The sequence below is a fragment of the Paraburkholderia sp. J63 genome (assembly GCF_905220245.1).
GTDB lineage: Bacteria > Pseudomonadota > Gammaproteobacteria > Burkholderiales > Burkholderiaceae > Paraburkholderia.
Window position 1 is genome coordinate 33,553 of record NZ_CAJMZF010000004.1, and the last position, 22,565, is coordinate 56,117.

Annotated in this window: 19 protein-coding genes; 6 read left to right on the forward strand and 13 right to left on the reverse strand. The window is 65.4% G+C overall.

Features of this window, described 5'->3' with window-relative positions; all coding sequences use genetic code 11:
- The first annotated feature begins 17 nt into the window (after positions 1-17).
- Positions 18-677 carry a two-component system response regulator NarL gene (gene narL / locus U5775_RS06090; protein ID WP_322057231.1) on the forward strand — a complete coding sequence of 220 codons (660 nt, stop codon included), beginning with the start codon at positions 18-20 and terminating at the stop codon, positions 675-677.
- A gap of 38 nt (positions 678-715) precedes the next feature.
- On the opposite strand, the gene U5775_RS06095 is transcribed toward narL, so the two are convergent.
- Positions 716-2,500 carry a histidine kinase gene (locus U5775_RS06095; protein WP_322057232.1) on the reverse strand — a complete coding sequence of 595 codons (1,785 nt, stop codon included), beginning with the start codon at positions 2,498-2,500 and terminating at the stop codon, positions 716-718.
- A 103-nt stretch (positions 2,501-2,603) separates the two neighbouring features.
- Between U5775_RS06095 and U5775_RS06100 the strand changes: the two genes are divergently transcribed.
- Both U5775_RS06100 and U5775_RS06105 read left to right on the forward strand, forming a co-directional pair.
- Positions 2,604-4,523 (forward strand): PAS domain-containing protein, encoded by a 1,920-nt coding sequence (locus tag U5775_RS06100; RefSeq protein WP_322057233.1) that lies wholly within the window; start codon positions 2,604-2,606, stop codon positions 4,521-4,523.
- Positions 4,524-4,605: 82 nt separating this feature from the next.
- Entirely contained in the window at positions 4,606-5,190 is a 585-nt protein-coding gene (locus tag U5775_RS06105; RefSeq protein WP_322057449.1) for an XRE family transcriptional regulator, read from the forward strand.
- Positions 5,191-5,768: 578 nt separating this feature from the next.
- Here U5775_RS06105 and U5775_RS06110 read toward each other — a convergent pair.
- From U5775_RS06110 to U5775_RS06145, 8 genes are all read right to left on the reverse strand, one after another.
- Positions 5,769-6,587, reverse strand: coding sequence for a M55 family metallopeptidase (locus U5775_RS06110; protein WP_322057234.1), 819 nt, complete (start codon positions 6,585-6,587; stop codon positions 5,769-5,771).
- Positions 6,584-7,723 (reverse strand): P1 family peptidase, encoded by a 1,140-nt coding sequence (locus U5775_RS06115; RefSeq protein ID WP_322057235.1) that lies wholly within the window; start codon positions 7,721-7,723, stop codon positions 6,584-6,586. The genes U5775_RS06110 and U5775_RS06115 overlap by 4 nt, the downstream gene beginning before the upstream one ends.
- A gap of 30 nt (positions 7,724-7,753) precedes the next feature.
- Positions 7,754-8,665 (reverse strand): glutathione ABC transporter permease GsiD, encoded by a 912-nt coding sequence (gene gsiD / locus U5775_RS06120; RefSeq protein ID WP_415913517.1) that lies wholly within the window; start codon positions 8,663-8,665, stop codon positions 7,754-7,756.
- Positions 8,666-8,688: 23 nt separating this feature from the next.
- Complete coding sequence (gene gsiC / locus U5775_RS06125) at positions 8,689-9,609, reverse strand: glutathione ABC transporter permease GsiC (RefSeq protein WP_322057237.1); 921 nt, start codon at positions 9,607-9,609, stop codon at positions 8,689-8,691.
- A 69-nt stretch (positions 9,610-9,678) separates the two neighbouring features.
- Positions 9,679-11,226 (reverse strand): glutathione ABC transporter substrate-binding protein GsiB, encoded by a 1,548-nt coding sequence (gene gsiB, locus U5775_RS06130; protein WP_322057450.1) that lies wholly within the window; start codon positions 11,224-11,226, stop codon positions 9,679-9,681.
- A 39-nt stretch (positions 11,227-11,265) separates the two neighbouring features.
- A complete protein-coding gene (locus tag U5775_RS06135) occupies positions 11,266-13,167 on the reverse strand; it encodes a dipeptide ABC transporter ATP-binding protein (protein WP_322057238.1) in 1,902 nt (633 codons plus the stop codon).
- Positions 13,168-13,217: 50 nt separating this feature from the next.
- Entirely contained in the window at positions 13,218-14,240 is a 1,023-nt protein-coding gene (locus tag U5775_RS06140; protein ID WP_322057239.1) for an isoaspartyl peptidase/L-asparaginase, read from the reverse strand.
- Positions 14,237-15,112: a MurR/RpiR family transcriptional regulator gene (locus U5775_RS06145; RefSeq protein WP_322057240.1), complete on the reverse strand. Its 876-nt coding sequence runs from the start codon at positions 15,110-15,112 to the stop codon at positions 14,237-14,239. Before U5775_RS06145 ends, U5775_RS06140 begins: the two co-directional genes overlap by 4 nt.
- A 120-nt stretch (positions 15,113-15,232) precedes the next feature.
- Between U5775_RS06145 and U5775_RS06150 the strand changes: the two genes are divergently transcribed.
- Positions 15,233-16,057: an aspartate/glutamate racemase family protein gene (locus U5775_RS06150; RefSeq protein WP_322057241.1), complete on the forward strand. Its 825-nt coding sequence runs from the start codon at positions 15,233-15,235 to the stop codon at positions 16,055-16,057.
- A 13-nt stretch (positions 16,058-16,070) separates the two neighbouring features.
- On the opposite strand, the gene U5775_RS06155 is transcribed toward U5775_RS06150, so the two are convergent.
- The 4 genes from U5775_RS06155 to U5775_RS06170 form a co-directional block, all read right to left on the reverse strand.
- Entirely contained in the window at positions 16,071-16,415 is a 345-nt protein-coding gene (locus tag U5775_RS06155; RefSeq protein WP_322057242.1) for a hypothetical protein, read from the reverse strand.
- A gap of 34 nt (positions 16,416-16,449) precedes the next feature.
- Entirely contained in the window at positions 16,450-16,734 is a 285-nt protein-coding gene (locus tag U5775_RS06160; RefSeq protein WP_322057243.1) for a hypothetical protein, read from the reverse strand.
- A gap of 621 nt (positions 16,735-17,355) precedes the next feature.
- Complete coding sequence (locus U5775_RS06165; protein WP_322057244.1) at positions 17,356-18,846, reverse strand: aldehyde dehydrogenase; 1,491 nt, start codon at positions 18,844-18,846, stop codon at positions 17,356-17,358.
- A 61-nt stretch (positions 18,847-18,907) separates the two neighbouring features.
- Positions 18,908-19,501 (reverse strand): thioesterase family protein, encoded by a 594-nt coding sequence (locus U5775_RS06170; RefSeq protein WP_322057245.1) that lies wholly within the window; start codon positions 19,499-19,501, stop codon positions 18,908-18,910.
- 209 nt (positions 19,502-19,710) lie between these two features.
- Between U5775_RS06170 and U5775_RS06175 the strand changes: the two genes are divergently transcribed.
- Complete coding sequence (locus U5775_RS06175) at positions 19,711-20,841, forward strand: porin (RefSeq protein ID WP_322057246.1); 1,131 nt, start codon at positions 19,711-19,713, stop codon at positions 20,839-20,841.
- A 30-nt stretch (positions 20,842-20,871) separates the two neighbouring features.
- Positions 20,872-22,275, forward strand: a complete 1,404-nt coding sequence (locus U5775_RS06180) for an FAD-binding oxidoreductase (protein WP_415913518.1) — start codon at positions 20,872-20,874, stop codon at positions 22,273-22,275.
- Positions 22,276-22,565: the final 290 nt, after the last annotated feature.

Genomic DNA, 22,565 nt, shown 5'->3' on the forward strand with positions numbered 1-22,565 from the left:
CAGCAGGAGGAAAGGGCATGGAATCTCTCACCACCGTTCTGCTCGTCGACGATCACGCGCTGTTCCGGCGCGGCGTGGCGCAGCTCATTCAGATGAACCCGGCGTTCAGGGTCGTCGGCGAGGCGGGCTCGGGGCGCGAGGGCGTGGAGATGGCGCTGGAGCTCGACCCCGACGTGATGCTCGTCGATCTGAACATGCCGGAGATGAGCGGTGTGGAGACGATCGCCGCGCTGCGCGAGCAGGGTGTTCGGGCACGCTTCGTCATGCTAACGGTCTCCGATAGCGAGCGGGACGTGGTGGCCGCGCTGCGCGCCGGCGCGCACGGCTATCTGCTCAAGGACATGGAGCCCGAGGAGCTGTGCGTGAATCTGCAGAAGGTGCTCAAAGGCACCGCGGTGCTCAGCGAGGCCGCGACCGGCAACCTCGTGCAGGCGCTCTCGGGCAGCCAGTCGTTCTGCGCGAGCGAGACGCTGCTTTCGGCGCGCGAGCAGGAGGTGCTCGATTATCTCGTCGAGGGGCTTTGCAACAAGGCGATCGCGCGCGAGCTCGACATCAGCGTCGGCACTGTCAAGGTGCACGTGAAGCATCTGCTGCACAAGCTCGATCTGCATTCGCGGCTCGAAGCGGTCGTGTGGCACCGCGAGCACATCGGCCGGCGGCTGCCGACGGGCGGCTGAGCGAGCCTCAAGCGCACATTAAGCGCATATTCGCCGCGCTAGCGCGTGGCGCCGCCCGAGCCGGCGCGCGTCTGCTGGGCGAACGAGGCCGGCACGAACGTCACCACGATGCGCGAGCCCGGCTCGTTCGAGCGGATCTCGAGCCGGCCGCCGAGGCTGCGCGAGCGCTCGCGCATGATCGAGAGCCCGTAGTGATGCTCGCCGCCCGATTCGGTGGCGATGCCGCGGCCGTCGTCCTCGATCGTCACGGTGACCTCGCGCTCGTTGGACGAAAGCGTCACGAGCGCGCTCGACGCGCGCGCGTGGCGCACGACATTGGTGAGCGCCTCGCGCACGATCTGGCCGATATGGAGCTCCTCGTTGACCGTGAGGCGCACGCGGCGGATACGGTTGTCAATCGAGATCTGCACCTCGCTGCGCGAGGAAAGCTCCTCGGCGGCTTCCTCCAGCGTTGCCGCGAGTCCGCGCGCATGCACCGAGGTGCGGAACGTGGTGAGCAGCTCGCGCAGCTGACGATAGGCGCTGTCGATCCCTTCGCGGATCGCGCGCGCGATCTGGCCGACGTCGCTTTGCGAGAGCTCGTCGGGCAGCACGGCCTGCAGCCGCGCGAGCTGGATCTTCATGTACGAGAGCGATTGGGCCAGTGAATCGTGGAGCTCGCGCGCGATGGCGTTGCGCTCTTCGAGCAGCGTCATGCGCCGGTCGCGCACGTCGCGGCTCAGGTTGGAGATGGCCTGCGCGAGCACGCTCGCGATCGTCTCCAGCAGATGCAGATGGCGTTGCTCGTAGCGCGTCTCGGCGTCGCTTTCGCCGATCAGCACGCCATAGGTGCCAAAGGGCACGCGCACCGGCGCGGCTAGGATCGTCAGCAGTTCGTCGGACTGGCTGTGCGGCAGCGAGCGCACGCCGGAGAGCGACATCAGCTCGTTGACGACGCGCTCGCGCACGACGTGCGGCGCGAGATCGGCGGGCGCCACGATCGTATCGACGCCGAGCAGCTGCGCCGAAGGCTCGGAGAGCACGAGCGCGATGCGCTGCACGCGCAAAATGCCCACGAGCCGCTGCAGCAGCGCTTCGAGCGTGCCGCCGGTGGGGGCATCTTCGGCGAGTTGGGCGCAGATATAATGCAGCAGGTCGAGCGACTGGTCCGCAAATGCAATATGGTCCTCGACGATGCGCTTGAGCCGGGCCGATTCGTCCTGCTCGCTGCGCAGCCGCGCCACGAGCGCGTTGAGCACCGTGATGAGGCGATCGATTTCGTCGCGGCCCGCGGGCACCTGGATGCCGACCTGGCCGAGCATGTGCAGCGGCAGCGCGGGGCGCAGCACCATCGCGCGGCGCGCGCCCCATGCGAGCGAGAAGATGCCCGCGAATAGAAGTGCGGCGGTGCAGGCTTCGAGCAGCGTGATGACGGCTTCGAGCGCGTCGCCCTGGCGATCGATCTCGGCGCGCAGCGCATCGAGATGGTCGGGCGCGGGGTGCTCGCTGTCGAGCGTCTGCAGTATCGTGGCGATGAGCGGCGTGGGCGCGCCACGTTGCCGCCAGTGCGTCAACAAAGTATCGTTGCGTACGAGCGCCGTGGCCTGGGCGTTCAGCGTGGCGGCCGTAGCAGGCGTGGCGGCCGCGATGCTCGTGGCGATGCGGCGCAGCCTGGCGGCATCGCCGAGCGAGACGGTGGCCTGCTCGTAGAGGCCCTTGTTGTCGAGCTGAACGCGCGTGCAGACGAACAACAGGGCGATGAGCGCGACGAGGCACGCAAGGACGATGCAGGTTTTTGCGTAGAGCGGATAACGGCGCAACCAGGCGCGGTCGGCGGCATTCATCTGGACTGGAGACTAGTAGCGAAGAAGGAACTGATGGGCGCCGGTTGCGGCATCACCGCAACCTCATTGCGGCGTCCTGATTGCGGATTCGCGAGGCCAACGCATGATGACAGTGTATCTGTTTTCCACCACGCTGCTGGTGCTGGTCGTGGGGCTGGTGCTGCCGCGGCTCGGACCGGGCCAGGGCGTCGACGTGCTGCTCTATATCGCCATTGCCTTCGCGCTCGCGCTGGCAAGCGGGCTGCTCGGCCTTGCCTTCACGTTCGGCGCGAAGCGCGCCGTGCGGCGCGGCATGCGCGGCTCGGCGGCGCCCGAGCTCACCGCCTTCGCCGAAAATCTCTCCACGCCCGCGGTGCTGCTCGACAACGACGCGCTGGTGTTCGTCAACGGCGCGTTCCTCAAGCATGCGCGCTGGGAGCACCACGTCGACGAGATCGTCGGCATGCCGTTCAGCAATCTCGTGCATCCGCAGTCGCTGCTCGAGCTCACGAAGCTGCTCGCGCAGGCCGGCGGCGAGGCCGAGCGCACCTCGGGCTCGTTGCGCCTCGCCTATGGCGACGGCACGTTCAGGCGCCATCCCGTGACCGTGCTGCGCGGCCGGGGCTCGCGGCTCACGCTGCTGCAATTTCCCGCGCCCTATGCGAGCGCCGATGCGCAGCGCAGCGTGGCGCAGATCCAGCAGCATTGCCAGGACGTGGTCGCGCAACTGCCGCAAGCGCTCTTTCGCACCGACCGCGAGCAGAACCTGATCTTCGTGAATCCCGCGTGGCGCAGCATGCTGCGTATCGTGGGCGGCGGCAGCGATTTTCCGCCGCTCGCGGGCTTCGTGCATCCCGACGACCGCGCGACGCTGAGCGCACGGCTCACCACGCTGCTCGACGGCCACATCAGCGAGCTCATCACGGTCGTGCGCATGATCCGCGCCGACGAAACCATGTTCCATGTCGAGCTGCGCTGCCATGCCGTGGCGGACGAGGAAGGGCACCTGATTGGCGCGGTCGGCCTCGCGCTCGACGTCTCGAACAGCCGGCGCAACGAAGAAGCGCTGCACGCGAGCCGCCGCAGCCTGCGCATGCTGCTCGCGAACGTGCGCGCGATGATCTATCGCGGACAGAACAACCGCCTCTGGTCGATGGAGTTCGTGAGCGAGGGCTGCTTCGAATTGACGGGCTACGAAGCCGGCGAACTGCTCGACGAATCGGTGATGAAGTTCGTGTCGCTCATTCACCCCGAGGACCGTGAATTCGTCTGGAATGAAATTCAGGCGCGCGTGGCCGTGGGCGAGCCCTACGAAGTGACCTACCGCATCATCGACCGCTCGGGCCAGACCAAATGGGTTTGGGACCAGGGGCGCGGCATCTTCTCGGCGCGCAACGAGCTGCTCGGTCTCGAAGGCTTCGTGATCGAAGTGACGCGGCGCCAGCTCGCCGAGGAAAGCGCGCGGCGCCGCTTCGTGTTCGATCGCTCGACGGGCCTTACCAACTCCACGATGTTCATGGACCGGCTGAGCTTCGCCGTCGCGTTCGCGCGCCGCAACGCCCAGCCTTGCGCGGTGTTCGCGGTGCGCGTGATCGACTTCGACGAGGTGACGGGACGCTTCGGCCCCGAGTACGCGGACCGCGTGCTGGTGCAACTGGGGCGGCGCCTGCAGACCATCGAGAGCGACCTCAATGGCGCGACATTGCTCGACAAGCAGGATTTTGCGATCATGCTTACCGACTTCTCACCCGCGGCGCTCGACTGGTGCGAGTGCGCGGGCAAGGTGGCCGCGCTGATGCCGGAGAACAGCACGGCGGCAGTCGAGATCCTGGCCGAGCGCTTGCGCGCGATGGTGAGCCGACCGCTGCGCGTCGAGGGGCACGAATTCCGCGTCACGGCGCAAGTGGGCTGGGCGCTTGCGCAGAAGGAATTCCCGAGCGCGCTCGACATGATCGACACCGCGCTCGCGGCGGGCGAGGCGAGGGGCGACGGCCTCACTCAAGGTACGCAGGGTACGCCGGGCATGCCAGGCACACCCAACTAACTGGAACAGGCAGATGACGAAGCGCTTTGAGCGGGACGAGGGAGAAGCGCCACCGGCCGCAGCGGAGGCGCCCGACCACGCGATGTCGATCGAGCATTTCATCGGCAAGGTCGTGCGCGAAAACCGCACGAATCAGGGGCTCACGATTGCCGAGCTTGCGGAGCAGAGCGGGCTTTCGCGCAGCATGGTGTCGAAGATCGAGAATGGGCAGGTGTCGACGAGTCTCGAATCGATGGTTAGCCTTGCTCGCGCGCTGGGTATTTCGATGTCCACGTTGTTTCGCAATTTTGAAGGGCAGGAAGGTACGGCGCAGCATGTTAAGGCGGGCAAGGGTATGGAGGTGGTCCGGCGCGGGACGACCAAGGGGCATACTTATCAACTGCTGGCTTATGATCAGGGGCCGGCCAAGTTGTTCGAGCCTTTCCTCATTACGATGGATGATGAGTCGGAGATCTTTCCGACTTTTGAGCATCCGGGGACGGAGTTCATTTATATGCTGCAGGGGAAGATGGAGTATCGGCATGGTAATCGTAGCTACCTGCTGCAGCCCGGTGATGCGTTTACGTTTCGTGGGTCAGTGCCGCATGGGCCCGAGCGGTTGATCAAGCTGCCTATACGGTTTATTACGGTCATTATGTATGGGCATGCGGGTGGTTTGGAGTTCTGATTTTTTTGGGTTTTCCTGGTTGTTGCGTTTTCTTGTATTCGCGGCGGTCTGCTAGCGTTGCCCCTGTGCGGGGCGGCACCTACTTTTCTTTGCAGCGGCAAAGAAAAGTAGGCAAAAGAAAGCCGCTCACACCGCCAGTGTGACGAAGTCGGCAAACAGCCGTTAAGGGGGAAAGGTATAGGCGCATCCGTCACTTCGCACCACCCAACAAAGTGACAAGGCCCTCGCACATCCGGCGGCGCTACGCGCGCCGTGGGGCATAACGGAAAACCAGTGGAGCGCATGCGCCTTCACCGGTTTGTGCAGCACCCCTGGTTTCCCTTGCAGACCCGGCCGGTGCGCGCGTAGCGGGCAGCGGGATGAATGAGTCCTTTGTCACTGAGTGGAATGGTGCGAGATGGCGGACGCGCCTATACCATTCCCCTTAAACGGCTGTTTGTGGACTTCGTCACACTGGCGGTGTGAGCGGCTTTCTTTGCCTACTTTCTTTGCCGCCGCAAAGAAAGTAGGTGCCGCCCCGCACAGGGGCAACGCTAGCAGACCGCCACGAAAACAAGGAAACGCGCCTCCCAAAAAAACTACCTCAACATAAACGACATCGCCGAAAGCGAATTAAGCATCCTCACCACCGACTGCATACTCTCCGCCCGAAACCTGAGCACACTGGCCTCAGCACGCTCCATCATCGGCCACTGACAAAACAGATCCGCAAGCGCCGGAGTCTGCGTCGTGAGCTCGCACTCAACCGGTCCCGCGACCTTAAACGGCCGCAAGTCCGCAACATTCGCCACCGCAGCCTTCGCGGCCTCGCGAATCAAACCGCAGGCACGCTCCGGCGCAAGACTCAGACACACGCCATTACCCTGAGCCCGCTTGGTCTCCACCCCAACCGCACCAGGAAACACCGGCGCCGTTTCTTCGAGAAAAACATCGTCGCCTGAAAGGAGCGCAACCGGAACATTAAACTCACCAGCCAGCGCCCCATAAAGCTGCGCCTCACCAAACGCAACCCCATTCACAGCCACGTTCCTGAACGCGAAGCTATTGATCGTATGCGCAAGCACGCCTCGCGTCTGCGCACGCGAGTGATAACCGACCATATAGACCGCATCGCAACCGAGATCCACGCCGGCCATCATGCCCAGATAGCGCGGCTTGCCCGTAATGGTTTGCGCGCGCGCGTCGAGCCGGTCCAGCAGCAGGTTGCGAAAACTGCCATGCGAATCGTTGACGTACACCTGCGTCGCGCCGCCTTCGAATGCGCCTTGGATGGCGGCGTTCGCCTCCGCGGTCATCCATGCGCGCGCGCGTTCGTATTCGGGGTTGCCGCTGCCTGTCTGCTCGGCGTGCGTGACGCCGGCCACGCCTTCGATGTCGGTCGAAATCAGAATCTTCAAATCTCATTCCTCGTTTGAATAGGGCCGATCAGGCGGCGCCAGTCGGGCAACGCTTCCGTGATCGAGCGGCGTCGATGGCCGTCGCGGCCCGTGACCGATGCGGCGCGCCACATGGCGTGAACGATGGCCTGCTCCACGGCTTCCGCGCAGGCTTCGAATAGCGCGTCCAGACGAGTCTCGTGGAGCATGGGCACGGCCGGCATCGGCTCGTCGGGTGAATGGGGTACCTGGTAGGCCGAAGTAAATGCGAGTGCGATGTCGCCGCTGCCGTGGCCGTAAACGGAGCCCGTGCGCGCGAGCCCCGCGGCGCTGCGCTTCGCCACGCGGCCTAGCTGGCGCACGTCGAGCGGCGCATCGGTGGCGACGATCATGATGATCGAGCCTTTTTCGGGCCCTGAAGGTTCAGCGTCTGCTGCGTCTTTTGTATTCGCAAGTTCAGCAAGCCGGCGGCCCAGCGGCTGCCCTGCAATGCAGAGGTTTTCCAGGCGGCCGAAGTTGGCCAGCACGAGCGCGCCAAGAACGAACGAGCGGCCGTCGGTGAGCGTGGCCACGCGCGAGGCCGAGCCTATGCCCCCTTTGTAGCCGAAGCAGCTCATGCCGCGTCCCGCGCCCACCGAGCCTTGCGCGAACTGCGCCGCCGCGGCGTCGCAGGCCTGCGTGTAGTGTTCGGCCGTGACGGCCATCGCCTGAATGTCGTTCAGATAGCCGTCGTTGCATTCGAATACGAGCGGGTTCAGCGTCGGCCAGTCGCGGCCGATCTCGCGATGGCGGCTCACGGCAGCGCGAATCTGCGCCGTCGCCACGGTGCCGACCGAAAACGTATTGGTCAACGCGATGGGCGTTTCGAGCACGCCGAGCTCTTCGAGCTGCACGAGCCCGACGCTCTTGCCGAAGCCGTTGATGACCGTGGCGGCGGCCGGCACCTTGTGAAGGAAGGTGTCGCCCGCGTGCGGCATGACGACGGTTACGCCGGTTTGATGATCACCGTCTTCGAGCGTCGCGTGACCGACGCTCACGCCGGGCACGTCGCTGATGAGATCGAGCGGCCCCGAAGGCAGCATGCCGACGCGCGGCGCATCGCTGGAAGCGGGAGAGAGGGAGCCGGCCGTTTTGGCCGGCGGTTGTAGTACGGACATGGTGCTGGTTGCAGGTCGCTCGCGCCGGCTTCAGCGGTCGAGCTTGGGATCGAGCGCGTCGCGCAGGCCGTCGCCGAGCAGATTGAAGGCGAGCACGGTCAGGAAGATGGCGAGTGCCGGAAAAATCGCCACGTGCGGTGCGAGCATCATATCCGCACGCGCGTCGTTGAGCATCGCACCCCATTCGGGCGTGGGCGGCTGGGCGCCCATGCCGAGGAACGAGAGGCTCGCCGCCGTGATGATCGAGGTGCCGATGCGCATCGTGCCATACACCACGATCGGCGAAATCGTGCCGGGCAGGATGTGGCGGAAGATGATGACGCCGTCCGACGCGCCGATGCTGCGCATGGCCTCGATATAGGTCATGTGCTTGATCGACAGCGTGCTCGCGCGCACGAGCCGCGCGAAGGCCGGCACGCTGAACACCGCCACGGCGATGATCACGTTCGCCATGCTGGAGCCCAGCACGGCCACCACGCCGATCGCGAGCAGGATGCCGGGGAAGGCGAGCAGCACGTCACAGAGGCGCATCGCGATGCGGTCCCACCAGCCCTCGTAATAGCCAGCGAGCAGCCCCATGACGGTGCCGGCCACGGCGCCCAGCGCGACCGAGAGGAAGCCTGCCGCCAGAGAGATGCGCGAGCCCATGACGATGCGGCTCAGCTCGTCGCGGCCGAGCGCGTCCACGCCCATCCAGTGGACCCAGGACGGCGCGGCGTTCAGCGCGTCGTAGTCGAAGTAATTCTCGGGATCGAACGGCACGAGCCACGGCGCGAAGATCGCGACGAGCAGCAACAGCAGCACGAACGCGCCAGCCAGCACGGCCAGCTTCTGCTTGCGGAATTTGCGCCAGAATTCGCGCGCCGGCGTGCGCACGCGGCCGCTCGGCACGGCGCCTGCATTCAGCGCCGGCACCTGCGCATTTGCCTGAACGGGGCTCATGTTTTGACTCATGTTCGCCTCTTTCACTTGTAGTGGATGGTCGGATTGATCAGCCCGTACAGCACGTCCACCACGATGTTGATCGCGATGAATTCGAGCGAGAACAGCAGGATCAGCCCTTGAATCACGGGGTAATCGCGCATGTTCACCGAGTCCACGAGCAGGTTGCCCACGCCGGGCCACGCGAACACCGACTCGACCACGATCGAGCCGCCCAGCAGAAAGCCGAACTGCAGCCCCATCATCGTGACGACGGGAATCAGCGCGTTGCGGAACGTGTGCTTGACGACCACGAGCCGCTCGGCCACGCCCTTGGCCCGCGCGGTGCGCACGTAGTCCTCCTGCATCACCTCGACGAACGCGGCCCGCGTGAAGCGCGCCATGACGGCCGCCACGCCCGCGCCCAGCGTGATCGACGGCAGGATGTAGTGCCGCCACGAACTCGCGCCGATCGAAGGCAGCCAGCCGAGCTGCACCGAAAACACCTGCATCAGCACCATGCCGAGCGCGAAGGCCGGGAACGAGATGCCGGATACGGCGAGCGTCATGCCGATCGCGTCGGGCGCGCGATTGCGCCAGACCGCCGACACCACGCCCACCACGAGGCCGAACACCACGGACCACACCATGCTGGTCAGCGTCAGCACGAAGGTCGGCATGAAGCGCTCGGCAATCTCGCGCGAGACGGGGCGGCGCGTGCGCAGCGACTCGCCGAGATCGCCGTGCAGCAGGTGGTCGAAATAGCGCACGAACTGCTCGGGCAGCGGCAGGTCGAGGCCGAGCTGATGGCGCACGAGCGTGACCGTCGCTTCGTCGGCGTCCGCACCGGCTGCGAGGCGCGCGGGGTCGCCTGGCAGCACGTGAACGAACAGGAAGACGGCGATCGTGACGAGCACCAGGGTGGGGATGGCGCCCAGGAGTCGTTTGACGATATAGGCAAGCATGGCGGAACCGGATGGGCGGGCGCGGGCGGTGGAGACCGCGCGCGCCCGGCTACTGGAGAGGCGATCGGATTACTGCTTCAGATCGACGTCGCTGAAGTTGAACGAGCCGTCGGGCATCACGTAGAAGCCGCTCAGGTTCTTGTTCTCGACGGAGAGGTTGCGCTGCGTGGTCAGGAACACCCACGGCGCATCCTTCCAGACGCGCTGCTGCGCATCCGTATACAACTGCTGGCGCTTGGCCGTATCGGTAGTCAGGAGTGCGTCGGATACATCCTTGTCGACTGTCGCGTTGGAGTAGTACGCGGTGTTGTAGAACACGGGCGGCCATGCGTTGGTCGTCAGCAGCGGACGCAATGCCCAGTCGGCTTCGCCCGTGGAGGCCGACCAGCCGCCGTAATACATGCGCACGGGCGCCGTTTTCGCGTCCTGCACCTGCTGCACGCGCTGAACGCGCTGGCCCGACTCCATCATCTCGATCGAGGTCTTGACGCCCACTTGCGCAAGCTGCTGCTGGAGGAACTGCACGACCTTCGCCGAGGTGCCGTCGTTATAGCCCGACCAGAGCGTGGTCGAGAAGCCGCTCGGGTAGCCAGCCTCCTTGAGCAGCTCGCGCGCCTTCGCGGGATCGTAGGGCCACGGCGCCATCTTGTCGGCGAACGCGACGCCCTGCGGCACGACCCCTTGCGACGGGAACGCGTAGCCGGCGAAGGCCACCTTCGCGAGGGCGTCCTTGTTGATCGCGTAGTTGAGCGCCTCGCGCACCCGCGCGTCGTTGAACGGCTTTTGTTGCACGTTCAACGAAACATAATTGGCCATGATCGACGGCGTGGCGATCAGGTTCAGCTTCGCGTTCGCCTTGAGAATGGGCGCCTGTTCATAGGGAACGGGGTAGGCGAGCTGCGCCTCGCCCGTCTGCACGACCACGGCACGCGTATTGTTGTCGGTTACGGTGCGGAAGGTCAGCGTGTCGACCTTCGGGTAGCCCTGGCGCCAGTAGCCGGCGAACTTCCTGACCTTCAGATATTCGGCGGGCTTCCATTCGACGAATTCGAACGGCCCCGTGCCGACCGGGTGGAACGCGATGTCCTTGCCCCACTTCTTGAGCGCGGCCGGCGAGATCATCATCGCGGAAGGATGCGCGAGCGCGTTGATGAGCGCCGAGAACGGCTCGGTCAGCGTGATCTTGACCGTGTACGGGTCCACCACGTCCACGGACTTGATGCGGTTGAACTGGTTGTAGCGCGCGAGGCCATTGGACTTGTTGAGCACGCGATCGAGATTGACCTTCACGCTCTGCGCGTTGAAGTCGGTGCCGTCCTGGAACTTGACGCCCTGGCGCAGCTTGAAGGTGTAGACGAGCCCGTCGGGGCTGGCGGTGTAGCTTTGCGCGAGCAGCGGCTGGACCTTCAGATCCTTGTCGAACGTGAAGAGGCCTTCGTAATAGGCCTTGCCGACCGCCTGAGCGAGCGTGGAGTTGGTGTTATAGGGGTCCAGCGAGTCGATGGTGATTGGCACGGCGACCGTCACGTCCTTTGCCGCCATCGCCAGCGGCGCCGTGAACACGCCGAAAGCCAGTGCGATGGCCCCGACCCATTGTTTCGCGCGAAATGTTCGCATCGTTCGCATTGTTTTTGCTCCTCGTAGCGGAATGGTGTATCAAAACTGCGCGGCAATGGCGTGCTGCGCGACGTAGTGGCCGTGGGCGATCTGCTTGAGCGGCGCCACCACGGGCTCGTCGCCGACGTTGCGGATGGGGCTCGGAATCTCGCCCGACGACAGCTTGTGGTCGAGATGGCGACGGCGCGGATCGGCGATCGGCACGGCGTTCATCAGCTTCTTCGTATAGGAATGCTGAGGATTCTCGAAAATGTCGCGGCGCGAGCCGATTTCGACGATCTGCCCCAGATACATGACGGCCACGCGGTGGCTGATGCGCTCGACCACGGCCATGTCGTGCGAGATGAACAGCAGGGCCATGCCCATTTCGCGCTGCAGGTCGATCAGCAGGTTCACGATCTGCGCCTGGATCGAGACGTCGAGCGCCGAAACCGATTCGTCGGCGATCACGACCTTCGGATTGGTCGCAAGCGCGCGTGCGATGCAGATGCGCTGGCGCTGGCCGCCCGAGAACTCGTGCGGATAGCGCTGGGCCGCGTCGGCGGGCAGGCCGACGCGTTCGAGCAGATAGCGCATGCGCTGCTCGGCTTCGGCGCCGGGGTAGACGCCGTGGATGCGCATGGGCTCCATGATCGAATAGCCGACCGTGAGGCGTGGGTCCAGCGACGCGAGCGGGTCCTGAAACACGAACTGGATGTTGCGGCGCAGATTGCGCAGCGCCGTGCCGCGCAGGCCGCTGATCTCCTCGCCTTCGAAAACGATGCGGCCGCCCTGGCTCTGCACGAGCTGGAGCAGCGAGCGGCCCGTGGTGGATTTGCCGCAACCCGACTCACCCACGAGCGAGAGCGTCTCGCCGCGATAGAGGTCGAAGCTGACCTTTTCCACCGCATGCACGCGACGCGTCACGCGGCCGAACAGGCCGGTGCGGATGTCGAAGCGCGTCGTGAGATCGCGCACGCTCAGGATCGGCTCGGCGTCACGCGAGGGCGCAGCGGCGGGCGTGGTGGATGACGCGCCCTGCACAAGCGACGCCGGCTCGCTGGCGGGGCCCGCCGCGTCGAGCAGGTCGAAGCGCGCGGGACGGTCGGTGCCGCGCATCGAGCCGAGGCGCGGCACGGCCGCGAGCAGCGCGCGCGTATAGGGGTGGGCCGGGTGATCGAAGATCTGCTGCGCCTCGCCCACTTCCACGGGCTCGCCGCGCAGCATCACGAGCACACGGTCGGCCATCTCGGCCACCACGCCCATGTCGTGCGTGATGAACATCACGCCCATGCGCATCTCGCGCTGCAATTCGCGGATCAACTGGAGAATCTGCGCCTGCACCGTCACGTCGAGCGCCGTGGTCGGCTCGTCGGCGATCAGCAGCGCGGGCTTGCACGCGAGCGCCATCGCGATCATCACGCGCTGGCGCATGCCTCCCGAGAGCTGGTGCGCAAAGCGCCCGAGCACGTTCTTTGCATCGGGAATGCGCACCTGGTCGAGCATGCGCAGCGCCTCCGCGCGCGCCTCGCGATTGCCCAGACCCTGATGCAGGCGAATCGATTCGGCAATCTGCTCGCCCACCGCGAACACGGGGTTCAGCGAGGTCATCGGCTCCTGGAAGATCATCGCGAGATCGGCGCCGCGCATCGCGCGCATCTGCTGCGCCGGGCACTGCGTGAGATCGACGACCTGGCCATTGCGGCGGCGCAGCGCCATGCGTCCGCCCGTGATGCGTCCGCCGCCGTATTCCACGAGCCGCATCAGCGCGAGCGACGTGACCGATTTCCCCGACCCGGATTCGCCTACGATGGCCAGCGTCTCGCCGCTATCCACGTGAAAGGAAAGATGCTTGACCGCATGGAGCGTGCGCCCGGAACCCCGGAACTCGACATTCAGTTCGTTCACCTGAACGACGCGTTCTGGAGGCATATCCGGGATGGGGGCAACTGTGTGGCTCATCGTAGTGCTTCTTGCGGAAAGAATCGGAGCGTGGAAAGCGCGCGCTCAGCTCACGCGTAAATCGCGACGACCGGGGCCTGCCCGACGCGGATGAAACCGCGATACATGCCTTCCGTGTTGAACGGCATGGCGACGTTGCCCTGCGCATCGACGGCGACGAGACCGCCGCGGCCGTCGATCTGCGGCAGCTTCTCGTGCACCACGGCGTTGGCGGCCGCTTCGAGCGAGGCGCCCGTATATTCCATGCGCGCCGAGATGTCGTGCGCCGCGACCATGCGGATGAACATCTCGCCGGTGCCGGTGGTGGAGACGGCGCAGGTGCGGTTGTTCGCGTAGCAGCCGGCGCCGATGATGGGCGAGTCGCCCACGCGCCCCGGCTGCTTGTTGGTCATGCCGCCCGTGGAGGTGGCCGCGGCGAGATTGCCGTGCGCGTCGCAGGCCACGGCGCCCACGGTCCCGAGCTTGCGGTCTTCGTCGAGCGGGGCGGGGTTGGCCGCCGGGTTGGCCGATGCTTTTGCATTGGCGGAAAACGATAACGGCACGCCGGCGGCGCCCGATGCGAGCGCGTCGTGATCGAGCGCCATTTGCCCGGTCTGGGCCTGTTGCACGCGCTCTAGTTGCTCGCGGCGCAGCGGCGTCGAGAAGAAGTCGGGCGCCACGCATTCGAGCCCTTGTGCGCGCGCGAAGGCCTCGGCACCGTCGGCGACGAACATCACGTGCTGGCTGTGCTCCATCACGGCGCGCGCGGCGAGCACCGGGTTGCGCACGGTCTTCAGGCCCGCGACGGCGCCGCTCTTGAGCGTGCTGCCGTCCATGACCGAGGCGTCGAGCTCATGCGTGGCGTCGCTCGTGAACACCGCGCCGTGGCCCGCATTGAAGAGCGGACATTCTTCGAGCAGACGCACGGCTTCGGTCACCGCATCGAGTGCCGTGCCGCCTTGCTCGAGAATACCGCCAGCACTCCGAAGAATTTCGGCAAGCGCCGTTTCGTAGGCCATGCGCGCCTCGTCGGAGGCCTCGGCGCGCGCCATCGCACCCGCGCCGCCATGAATTGCCAGTACTGCCTGGTTCATGTTTTGTCGTCCCTGTGAGTCAGCCATGGCATCACCGATTCGGTCAGCTGAGCCACGTCGTTGAGTGAATCGGCGGAGCGGTGTGCGACCGCCGCCGACAAGGCCTCGATCATGCCGAGCACCGCCGTTTCCGAATTCGAGAGGTACTGGCGCTCGCTGCGCGCATAGAGGCAAATGTCGGCGTGCGTGGCGAGCGGCGAAGTGGGCTTGTCGGTCAGCGCAAGAACGCCGATGCCCTTGGCGCGCACCGTCTTCACGAGCGTGACCGTATCGGCCAGATAGCGCGGAAAGCAGATCGCGATCACCAGATCGCCCTCGCGCAAACGCGACACCTGGCGCGCCGTTTCCGATACGCCGCCGGGCGTCGCGAGGCTCTGGACCATATCGCAATGCACCGCGAGATTGCGCTGCAGCAGCCCCGCCAGAAAGCCGCTCGAACCGAAGCCGATGATGAAGATGCGCTGCGCGTCCACCACGGCCTGCACGGCTTTTTCGCATTGCTCCGCGCTCAGCGACATGCGGGTGAGCTCGAAATTGCGCTGATCCTCGTAAAGCGAGGCGGCGAAGATGTCCGCCGCCGAGGCGGTGCGCGAGCGCTCCAGACGCAGACGCTCGACGGGCGCGAGGGCGTCCTCGAACCCCTGCGCGAGCAGCGTGCGGAACTGCGGGTAGCCTGGCAAGCCGAGCCGGCGCACGAAGCGGTTGGCCGTGGCGTTGGACACCTCGCAAGCGCTCGCGAACTCGTCGATGGTCATGACGGCGACCTTGAACGGCTTGGCGAGGACGTAGTCGGCGAGGCGCCGGTGAGCATCGCTCAAGGCCGGCAGCAGCCCGGAAATCCGCTCGACTACGGAGAGGTCTGACTGGCTCATCGGAGGTTGGTGGTCGTTTTGGGGCTTGCGCATGTAAGTAGGTTTTCGCCAGAATATATATACAGAAAATTCATTTTCATTGGGGATTACCCTTGGTCAGGTTCGGAGAGAGGCAAATCCATGACCCCCGTCCCGTCTTCATCACGTCGCAATTTTCCCGCAGGTGCGCCCGGTGGTGCGGGTTTCGTGCAGAACGCGCATCCGGTCGGCATCCTCGGCGGCATGGGGCCCGCCGCCGGTGTCGATTTCGTGAGGCTGTTCCTCGCGGCGTGTGAAAAGCACCTGCGCGAGGCGGGCGTGCCGATCGTCGATCAGGCGTTTCCCGAGCATTGGCTCGTGCAGGTTCCCGTGGTCGATCGCAGCCGCGCACTACTCGAAGACGATGCGCCGCAGCCGCTCGAAGGCATGGAGCGCGCGCTTGCGCAACTGGCCGCCGTGGGGGCGCGCACCATCGCCATTGCGTGCAATACCGCGCACGCGTGGCACGGCGCGCTGCAGCGCGGACGCGACGACGTGGAACTGCTGCACATCGCGCGGGAGACGGCGATCCGCCTGCGCGAGCGCGGCGCCGGTGCGGCGGTCTTGCTCGCGACTCAGGGGACTTACCGGATGGGGCTGTATCAGGCCGCGTTCGGCGATTGCCGGATCCGGTGCGTGCTGCCGCGGCCCGAGGAACAGCAGGCGCTCATGGAGGGGATTTACGACGGCGTGAAGGCGGGGCGGCTCGATATCGCGCGCGAACGCTTCGGCTCAGTGGGGCGCGTGCTGCATCGGCGCCATGGTGGACTGCCGATCGTCATGGCTTGCACGGAAATCCCGCTCGCGCTGCCGTTCGTGGATGAGGCGTGCGAGTGGACGCTGGTCGATCCGGCGAACGTGCTGGCGCAGGCGCTGGCGCGCAGGGCGTATGGATTGCGCGGGGAGGCGCATCAGGCAGGCGCTTAGCTGGCGGTGACGGTCATTGGCAGGTGTGCCGCCGGCACGCATGCAGATTGCAGAGGTCCGAGCAGCGGCTGTCGTTCCAGATGTCCAGCCACGAACGATCGTCAAAGACGAGACGGTCGATGATGCCGAACCCGACCACCTCGCGCACGGCGTGGCGGTTGACGAACGCGCCGGGACGCTCATCGGCGAAAACGACCTGCATCAGGGGACCGAAACGCCGGGTGGCGTCGATGAAACTCGCCTCGCGTGAGGGTTCCGGCGTGCCCAGCCAGTAAAGCAGCGCTGCCGCCGGATTGGCCGGGTCCCGGATCACAAACCGCAACGCCGGGCGGCCTTGAGGGTTCGATATCGTCTGCATACCTTAATATCCATCTCTGTTGCCGGGTTCTGCGTCAAGCCTGCCGCAATCGGCAGTCCAGACGATGGGTCTGGGCCGCAAGCTTCTTGACCTGATGGTCGACCCAGATGATGCCCCAGCGGGTCGCGTAGCGAAGGGCTTGCCTTGCCTCGTAGAAATGATCGAGGGCGTGAAAATGACGTGACGGATAGCCGGGCCGCTCGATGATCAGATCGGCTGCATAGAGGCCGCAGTGAGTCGGGCTCGCAAGCGCCCTCAGACGGTAGCCGTTGTGCTCGGTGCATTGATCGAGGCCTGCCATGCCATCGCCCTGCACCATGGGGGCGGGCTGCGCCGCGTCCGGTCTCCCGGTCGTAATCGGGGTCGCCCGTAAAAGCTTCCTTCGCGTTTTCATGGTTTTCCCGCTTGCTCGTAGAGCGTCCAGTGGCCGCTTTTCAGATATCCAGCCGATAGCCGCATGCGCCGCGCAACGCCCGTGAATGCGTCGCGCGATCACGCGTATGCTCGTGGCGCGTCGCTTCACGACCCGCGTGCACGCGCATGGCAGGAGTGGGTGTACAGCGAGGGGAGGCGCCCGGTCTTCGCGATGCTGTTGGGGGTTATGCGAAGCGCCGGGCAAAGAGGAGTGCTGATTTATCCGCGAGACCGCTGCGGCTCCGGATGCGTCTTCCAGGCGCCATGGTCGTATCCGGGCTTACGTCCTTTTCCGCTGCGCATGGGAGGCGGCGAATCGAGAGGCGCGGAGCGTGAATGGAAGACATGGCCAGGACCCTGCAAAGATGATGTGTCGGCGAGCGATTCAGACGACGTGCATCTCATTAAAGCCTGGCTGTCAGCTTTTTGCAAGCTTTCTCCGGGTGGCCCGATTTTTCCTTTTCGTGTTCTTCGTATGCGTATTCGAGCCCCGCTGGCAAGGCTCGAACACGCATAACGCGGGTGCCTAGCGCAAACGCACGATAGTGGACTTGAGCTCCGTATATTTCTCCAGCGCATGCAAGGAGTTGTCGCGGCCGTTGCCGGACTCCTTGAAGCCGCCGAACGGGAAATTCATGTCGTCGGTTTCTTCGTAGCCGTTCACCCACACCGTGCCCGCGCGCAGCCGCCGAGCGGTTTCGTGCGCCGTCGTGAGGTTGGCGCTCCAGACCGCGGCCGCCAGGCCATAGGGCGTGTCGTTCGCGAGCGCGATGGCTTCGTCGAGGGTCTCGAACGCCGTCACCGCGAGCACCGGCCCGAAGATTTCTTCGCGCACGATCGGGCTTTGCGTGTCGGCGCAATCGAATACCGTGGGCTCGACATACTGGCCGCCGGTCTCGCTGCGCACGCGCTGGCCGCCGCGCAGCAGTCGCGCTGTCGCGCGGCCTTGCTCGACATAGCCGAGCACGCGATCCACCTGGGCCGCGTCGATCAGGCTGCCCATGCGCGTGGCCGGCGAGAGCGGGTCGCCCGGCGCGTATTCCGCTGCGATCGCCAGCACGCGCTCGAGGAAGGACGCCTTGATCTCGCGATGCACGAGCAGGCGCGAGCCGGCCGTGCACATCTGCCCCGTGTTGTAGAACACGGCGTGCGCGACGCTGCGGGCGGCGCGCTCCAGATCGGGGCAGTCGGGCAGCACGATTTGCGGCGACTTGCCGCCGAGTTCGAGCCAGACGCGCTTGAGGTTGGAGTCGGCCGCGCTGCGCGCGATCTTGCGCCCGACCGCCGTCGAGCCCGTGAACGCGAGGCAGTCCACGTCGTGATGGCGCGCGAGCGCCTCGCCCGCGTCGCCGAAGCCCGGCACCACGTTGAGCACGCCGGCGGGCAGGCCCGCTTGCGCGGCCAGTCCGGCAAGCCGCAAGGCCGTGAGCGGCGACTTCTCCGAGGGCTTGAGCACGACGCTGTTGCCGCTCGCGAGCGCCGGCGCGCATTTCCACATGGCGATCAGCGCCGGGAAGTTCCAGGGCACGACGGCGCCCACCACGCCCACGGGTTCGCGCGTCACGAGACCGAGAAATTCCTCGCCGACGGGCGCGACTTCGCCGCCCGTCTTGTCGATAGCTTCGGCAAACCAGCTGATGCAGCAGGCCGCCGACGGAATGTCCACACTCGTTGTGTCCGCAATGGGTTTGCCGGTGTCGAGCGTTTCGAGCAACGCCAGCTCCTCGGCGTGCTCGCGCACGAGCTCGGCCCAGCGCAGCAGCACCGCCTTGCGCGCACGCGGCGCCTGGCCGCGCCAGATGCCGCGCTCGAACGTGGTTCGCGCGGCCTGCACGGCGCGATCGACGTCCGCCGTGCGGCAATGAGCGACCTCGGTCAGCGCACGGCCGTCGATCGGGCTCGCGCACGGGTACGTCTGCGTGTCGTGCGCGGCGCAGTATGTGCCGTCGATCCATGCGCGGCCCTCGATGGCAAGCGTTGCCGCCCGCGCGGCCCAATCCTGCACTGCTTCAGTCATGCGTCGTACTCCTCAATGTATTGAATGAAAGGGTGCCGCGGTCGATGGCGGTTTAACCCGCTCAGGCCGCTACGGCCCGCGCGCCGCCTGGTGTATCGCGCCGCTCGATCGCGATCACGCGGCCCGCGTCGGCGGGGCGCGCGGTGCGGCTGTGGGCGGCGTGAATCACGGCGAGGCGCTGCTGAATCCCGGCGGGAAACGGCGCCGAGCGGCCCGCGCGCATGTCGACGTGCATGAGCATCTGCTCGGCGCTCGCCAGCAAGGTGCCGTTTTCGGCATGGAACATCTCGTGAAAGATATGCAGGCGCTTGTGATCGAAGTCGAGCAGGCGCAGCGTCAGCCTTAAGGGCTCGCCGAGCGCGACCTCGCGCCGGTTGCGAATATGCGTTTCGACCGTATAGACCGAATGACCGCGCTCGCGGTAATCGTCGTCGATGCCGAAGTAGCGGAAGAACGCGTCCGAATTGTCGCCGAACACATAGAGGTAGCACGACTCGCTCATGTGCTGGTTGTAGTCGACCCAGACCGGCTGCACCGTGCAGCGATGCAGTTCCAGCGGCGTGGCCACCGGCGCATTGAGGTCGAAGGGCCGCGATGGCTGGCCTTCATAGGCCGAGCGCAATTGATGCGGATTCAGGGGATCGTGGCGGTTCATACGCGTGGCGCTCCGTTCTCTGATGCTGTCCGGCCCGATGGTATGTTTAATTGAACAATTTTTCAACATCGGGCGATGTACGGGAAAATACGGGTAAAACCAGTTGCCTGCGCAGGCTCTTCCTGGGTTGAACATTCATTCAGCAAATTCTATACTCGGCCACGATCGCTGATCAACAAAAGAGCAACACAGGTTTGGAGACCTCGACGATGAAAAAACGATTCCTGGCAGCGGGCGTGGCCTGCGCAGTGGCGGGTGGACCGGCATTCGCGCAGAGCAGTGTGACGATGTACGGCATCATCGACGCCGGCATCACTTATGCGAGCAACACGGGCGGCGCACACGCCTGGCTGTTCGACGACGGCATTTCCTATGGCAACCGGCTCGGCTTCATGGGCACGGAGGATCTGGGCGGCGGCAACAAGGCCGTCTTCAAGCTCGAAAACGGCTTCAGGCTCGGCAACGGCAAGCTCAATCAGGGCGGGGCGCTGTTCGGGCGCCAGGCCTACGTGGGCCTCGGTAACGACTGGGGCACGCTTACGTTCGGCAATCAATACGACTTCGCGTTCGACTTCACTGAGGCGTTCAACGTGAGCGCGTTCGCGAGCGGCTACGGCGTGCACCAGGGCGACTTCGACCGCCAGAGCGGCGACCGCCTGCAGAACGCGGTCAAGTTCGTGAGCAACAGCTACCACGGGCTCGTGGTGGGCGGCATGTACTCGTTCAGCAACGCCGCGGGCAACTTCCACGACGGCAGCGCCTGGAGCGTCGGCTCCACGTATTCGATCGGCAACTTCTCGGCGGGCGGCAACTACACGCGCCTGAACAAGCCGCAGGGGCTCGCCGCAGTCGACCCGTATGCGCAGATCGGCGTGAGCACCATGCTCGGCCAGCAGGTCGCGAGCGTCGATCCGCAAACGGGCGCCGTTACCGACCTGTACTCGGACAAGCCCTTCCAGGTCGATTCGCAATCGATCTTCGGCATTGGCGCATCCTATGTGTTCGGCAACCTCACCGTGAGCGGCGACTTCTCCAACACGACGTTCAAGGGCTATGGGCAGTCGTCGACGATGCGCGTTTATGAAGGCGGCGGCATCTATCAGGTGAACGCGCCGCTCTCGCTCGTGGCCGGCTATCAGTACACGACTTTTGAAGGACATCACTGGCACGAAGTCGCGCTCGGCACGCATTATCTGCTCTCCAAGCGCACCGACATCTACGCGGCCGTGGACTGGCTGCGTGCGTCGAACGGCGTGGACGCGGTGATCGGCTATAGTTTCGAGCCCTCGTCGAGCCGCACGCAAACCGCTGCGCGCGTGGGCATTCGCCACAACTTCTGAACGGGCGCGGACCGCGCCGGCATGAGGATCATGAATCAGCCTGAAGAGACTATCCCGTGCATGGAGGCGGCGGTCGAGCGCCTCGTGCACGTGCTCGGCGCGGACTGCGTGAGCCGCGGCGCCGCCATCGGCGAGCGCTATTTCACCAACTACGGCGAGGCACCGGGCACGCGGCCGCTCGCGCTTGTGCGAGCGCGCAGCGTCGACGAAGTGAGCCGCACGCTCGCGCTGTGCGATGCGCTTCAGGTGCCCGTCGTCGTGCAGGGCGGCATGACGGGCCTCGCGGGCGGCGCGTCGCCACGCGCGGGCGACATCGTGCTTTCGCTCGAACGCATGGCCGGCATCGACGAGATCGACCGCGACGCGGCAACGGTCACGGTCTGGGCCGGCACGACTTTGCAGGCCGCGCAGGAAGCCGTGGAAGCGGCCGGCTTCACGCTGGGCGTGGACCTGGGCGCGCGCGGCTCATGCCAGATCGGCGGGAATGTGGCGACGAATGCGGGCGGCAATCGCGTGATCCGCTATGGGACGATGCGCGAGCAGGTGCTCGGGCTCGAAGTGGTGCTCGCGGACGGCACCGTGCTCACCTCGCTCAACAAGATGCTGAAGAACAACGCGGGCTACGATCTGCGCCAGGTGTTCGTCGGTAGCGAGGGCACGCTTGGCGTGGTCACGCGCGTCGTGCTGAGAATGCACCCGCGCCTCGCGGCGCCTGCCACGGCGTTATGCGTTACCGCGGACTTCAGCCGCGCGCTCGCGTTGCTGCATGCCGCGCGGGCAGCGTTGCCCGAACTCCTGAGCTTCGAGGTGATGTGGCCGCGCTTTTGTGACTACGTGACGGCGCATACACCCGACCTGCGCGTACCGTTTGCTGGCGACGCGGGGCTGCGGGTGTTGATCGAATGCGCGGGCCGCGACGCTCAGGAGACGGCCGAGCGTTTTCAGGCCGTGCTGGCGGACTGGCTCGAGCAAGGCCTCATCGACGATGCCGCGCTGGCCCAGAGCGAAGCCGATACGCGAGCGTTCTGGACGCTGCGCGAAGGGCTGGCGATCGATGCGTTGCCCGATCTTGTGAATTTCGATGTGAGTCTGCCGCATGGGGGGATGCAGGATTTTGTTGCCCGGTGCGAGGCTGCGCTCGATGCGCGCTGGCCGGGCGCCCATGTGCTCTTCTTTGGGCATCTGGGGGATGGCAATCTGCATTTGTGTGTGTCGGTGGCTTATGCGTCCGGTGAGAGCGCGCAGGATGTCGAGGCGCTTGTTTATCGGTTTGTCGGTGAGGCCGGGGGATCGATTTCCGCCGAGCATGGGATTGGGGTTTATAAGCGGGACTGGTTGGAGGTGTCTCGGAGTCCTGAGGAAATTTCCGCCATGCGGCGGCTTAAGGTGGCGTTTGATCCGCGTGGGATTCTTAATCCTGGGAAGGTGGTTTGAGGGTTTTTTTTGTGGGCTATAGGGGATTGGGTTTTCGCGTTTCCTTGGGTTCGTGTCGGTATGCAAGTGTTGCCCCTGTGCGGGGCGGCACTTACTTTTCTTTGCAGCCGCAAAGAAAAGTAAGCAAAAGAAAGCGGCTCAAACCGCCAGTGTGACGCAGTACTTCGCTCGCCTTCAGCCGGAGCGGTTCCGGAGCGTCTGCCATCTCGCACCATTCTACCCAGTGACAAAGGACTCATTCATCCCGCTGCGCGCTACGCGCGCAGCGGTCGGGTCTGCGTGGGAAACCC

Coding starts and splice junctions, on each gene's coding strand:
- gsiB (WP_322057450.1), bottom strand. CDS start 11,226: ATGCGAACATTTCGCGCGAAACAATGGGTCGGGGCCATCGCACTGGCT.
- U5775_RS06115 (WP_322057235.1), bottom strand. CDS start 7,723: ATGTCCGTACTACAACCGCCGGCCAAAACGGCCGGCTCCCTCTCTCCC.
- narL (WP_322057231.1), top strand. CDS start 18: ATGGAATCTCTCACCACCGTTCTGCTCGTCGACGATCACGCGCTGTTC.
- U5775_RS06095 (WP_322057232.1), bottom strand. CDS start 2,500: ATGAATGCCGCCGACCGCGCCTGGTTGCGCCGTTATCCGCTCTACGCA.
- U5775_RS06160 (WP_322057243.1), bottom strand. CDS start 16,734: ATGGTGCAGGGCGATGGCATGGCAGGCCTCGATCAATGCACCGAGCAC.
- U5775_RS06175 (WP_322057246.1), top strand. CDS start 19,711: ATGAAAAAACGATTCCTGGCAGCGGGCGTGGCCTGCGCAGTGGCGGGT.
- U5775_RS06105 (WP_322057449.1), top strand. CDS start 4,606: ATGTCGATCGAGCATTTCATCGGCAAGGTCGTGCGCGAAAACCGCACG.
- U5775_RS06170 (WP_322057245.1), bottom strand. CDS start 19,501: ATGAACCGCCACGATCCCCTGAATCCGCATCAATTGCGCTCGGCCTAT.
- U5775_RS06140 (WP_322057239.1), bottom strand. CDS start 14,240: ATGAACCAGGCAGTACTGGCAATTCATGGCGGCGCGGGTGCGATGGCG.
- gsiC (WP_322057237.1), bottom strand. CDS start 9,609: ATGCTTGCCTATATCGTCAAACGACTCCTGGGCGCCATCCCCACCCTG.
- gsiD (WP_415913517.1), bottom strand. CDS start 8,665: ATGAGCCCCGTTCAGGCAAATGCGCAGGTGCCGGCGCTGAATGCAGGC.
- U5775_RS06155 (WP_322057242.1), bottom strand. CDS start 16,415: ATGCAGACGATATCGAACCCTCAAGGCCGCCCGGCGTTGCGGTTTGTG.
- U5775_RS06135 (WP_322057238.1), bottom strand. CDS start 13,167: ATGAGCCACACAGTTGCCCCCATCCCGGATATGCCTCCAGAACGCGTC.
- U5775_RS06145 (WP_322057240.1), bottom strand. CDS start 15,112: ATGAGCCAGTCAGACCTCTCCGTAGTCGAGCGGATTTCCGGGCTGCTG.
- U5775_RS06165 (WP_322057244.1), bottom strand. CDS start 18,846: ATGACTGAAGCAGTGCAGGATTGGGCCGCGCGGGCGGCAACGCTTGCC.
- U5775_RS06100 (WP_322057233.1), top strand. CDS start 2,604: ATGATGACAGTGTATCTGTTTTCCACCACGCTGCTGGTGCTGGTCGTG.
- U5775_RS06150 (WP_322057241.1), top strand. CDS start 15,233: ATGACCCCCGTCCCGTCTTCATCACGTCGCAATTTTCCCGCAGGTGCG.
- U5775_RS06180 (WP_415913518.1), top strand. CDS start 20,872: ATGAATCAGCCTGAAGAGACTATCCCGTGCATGGAGGCGGCGGTCGAG.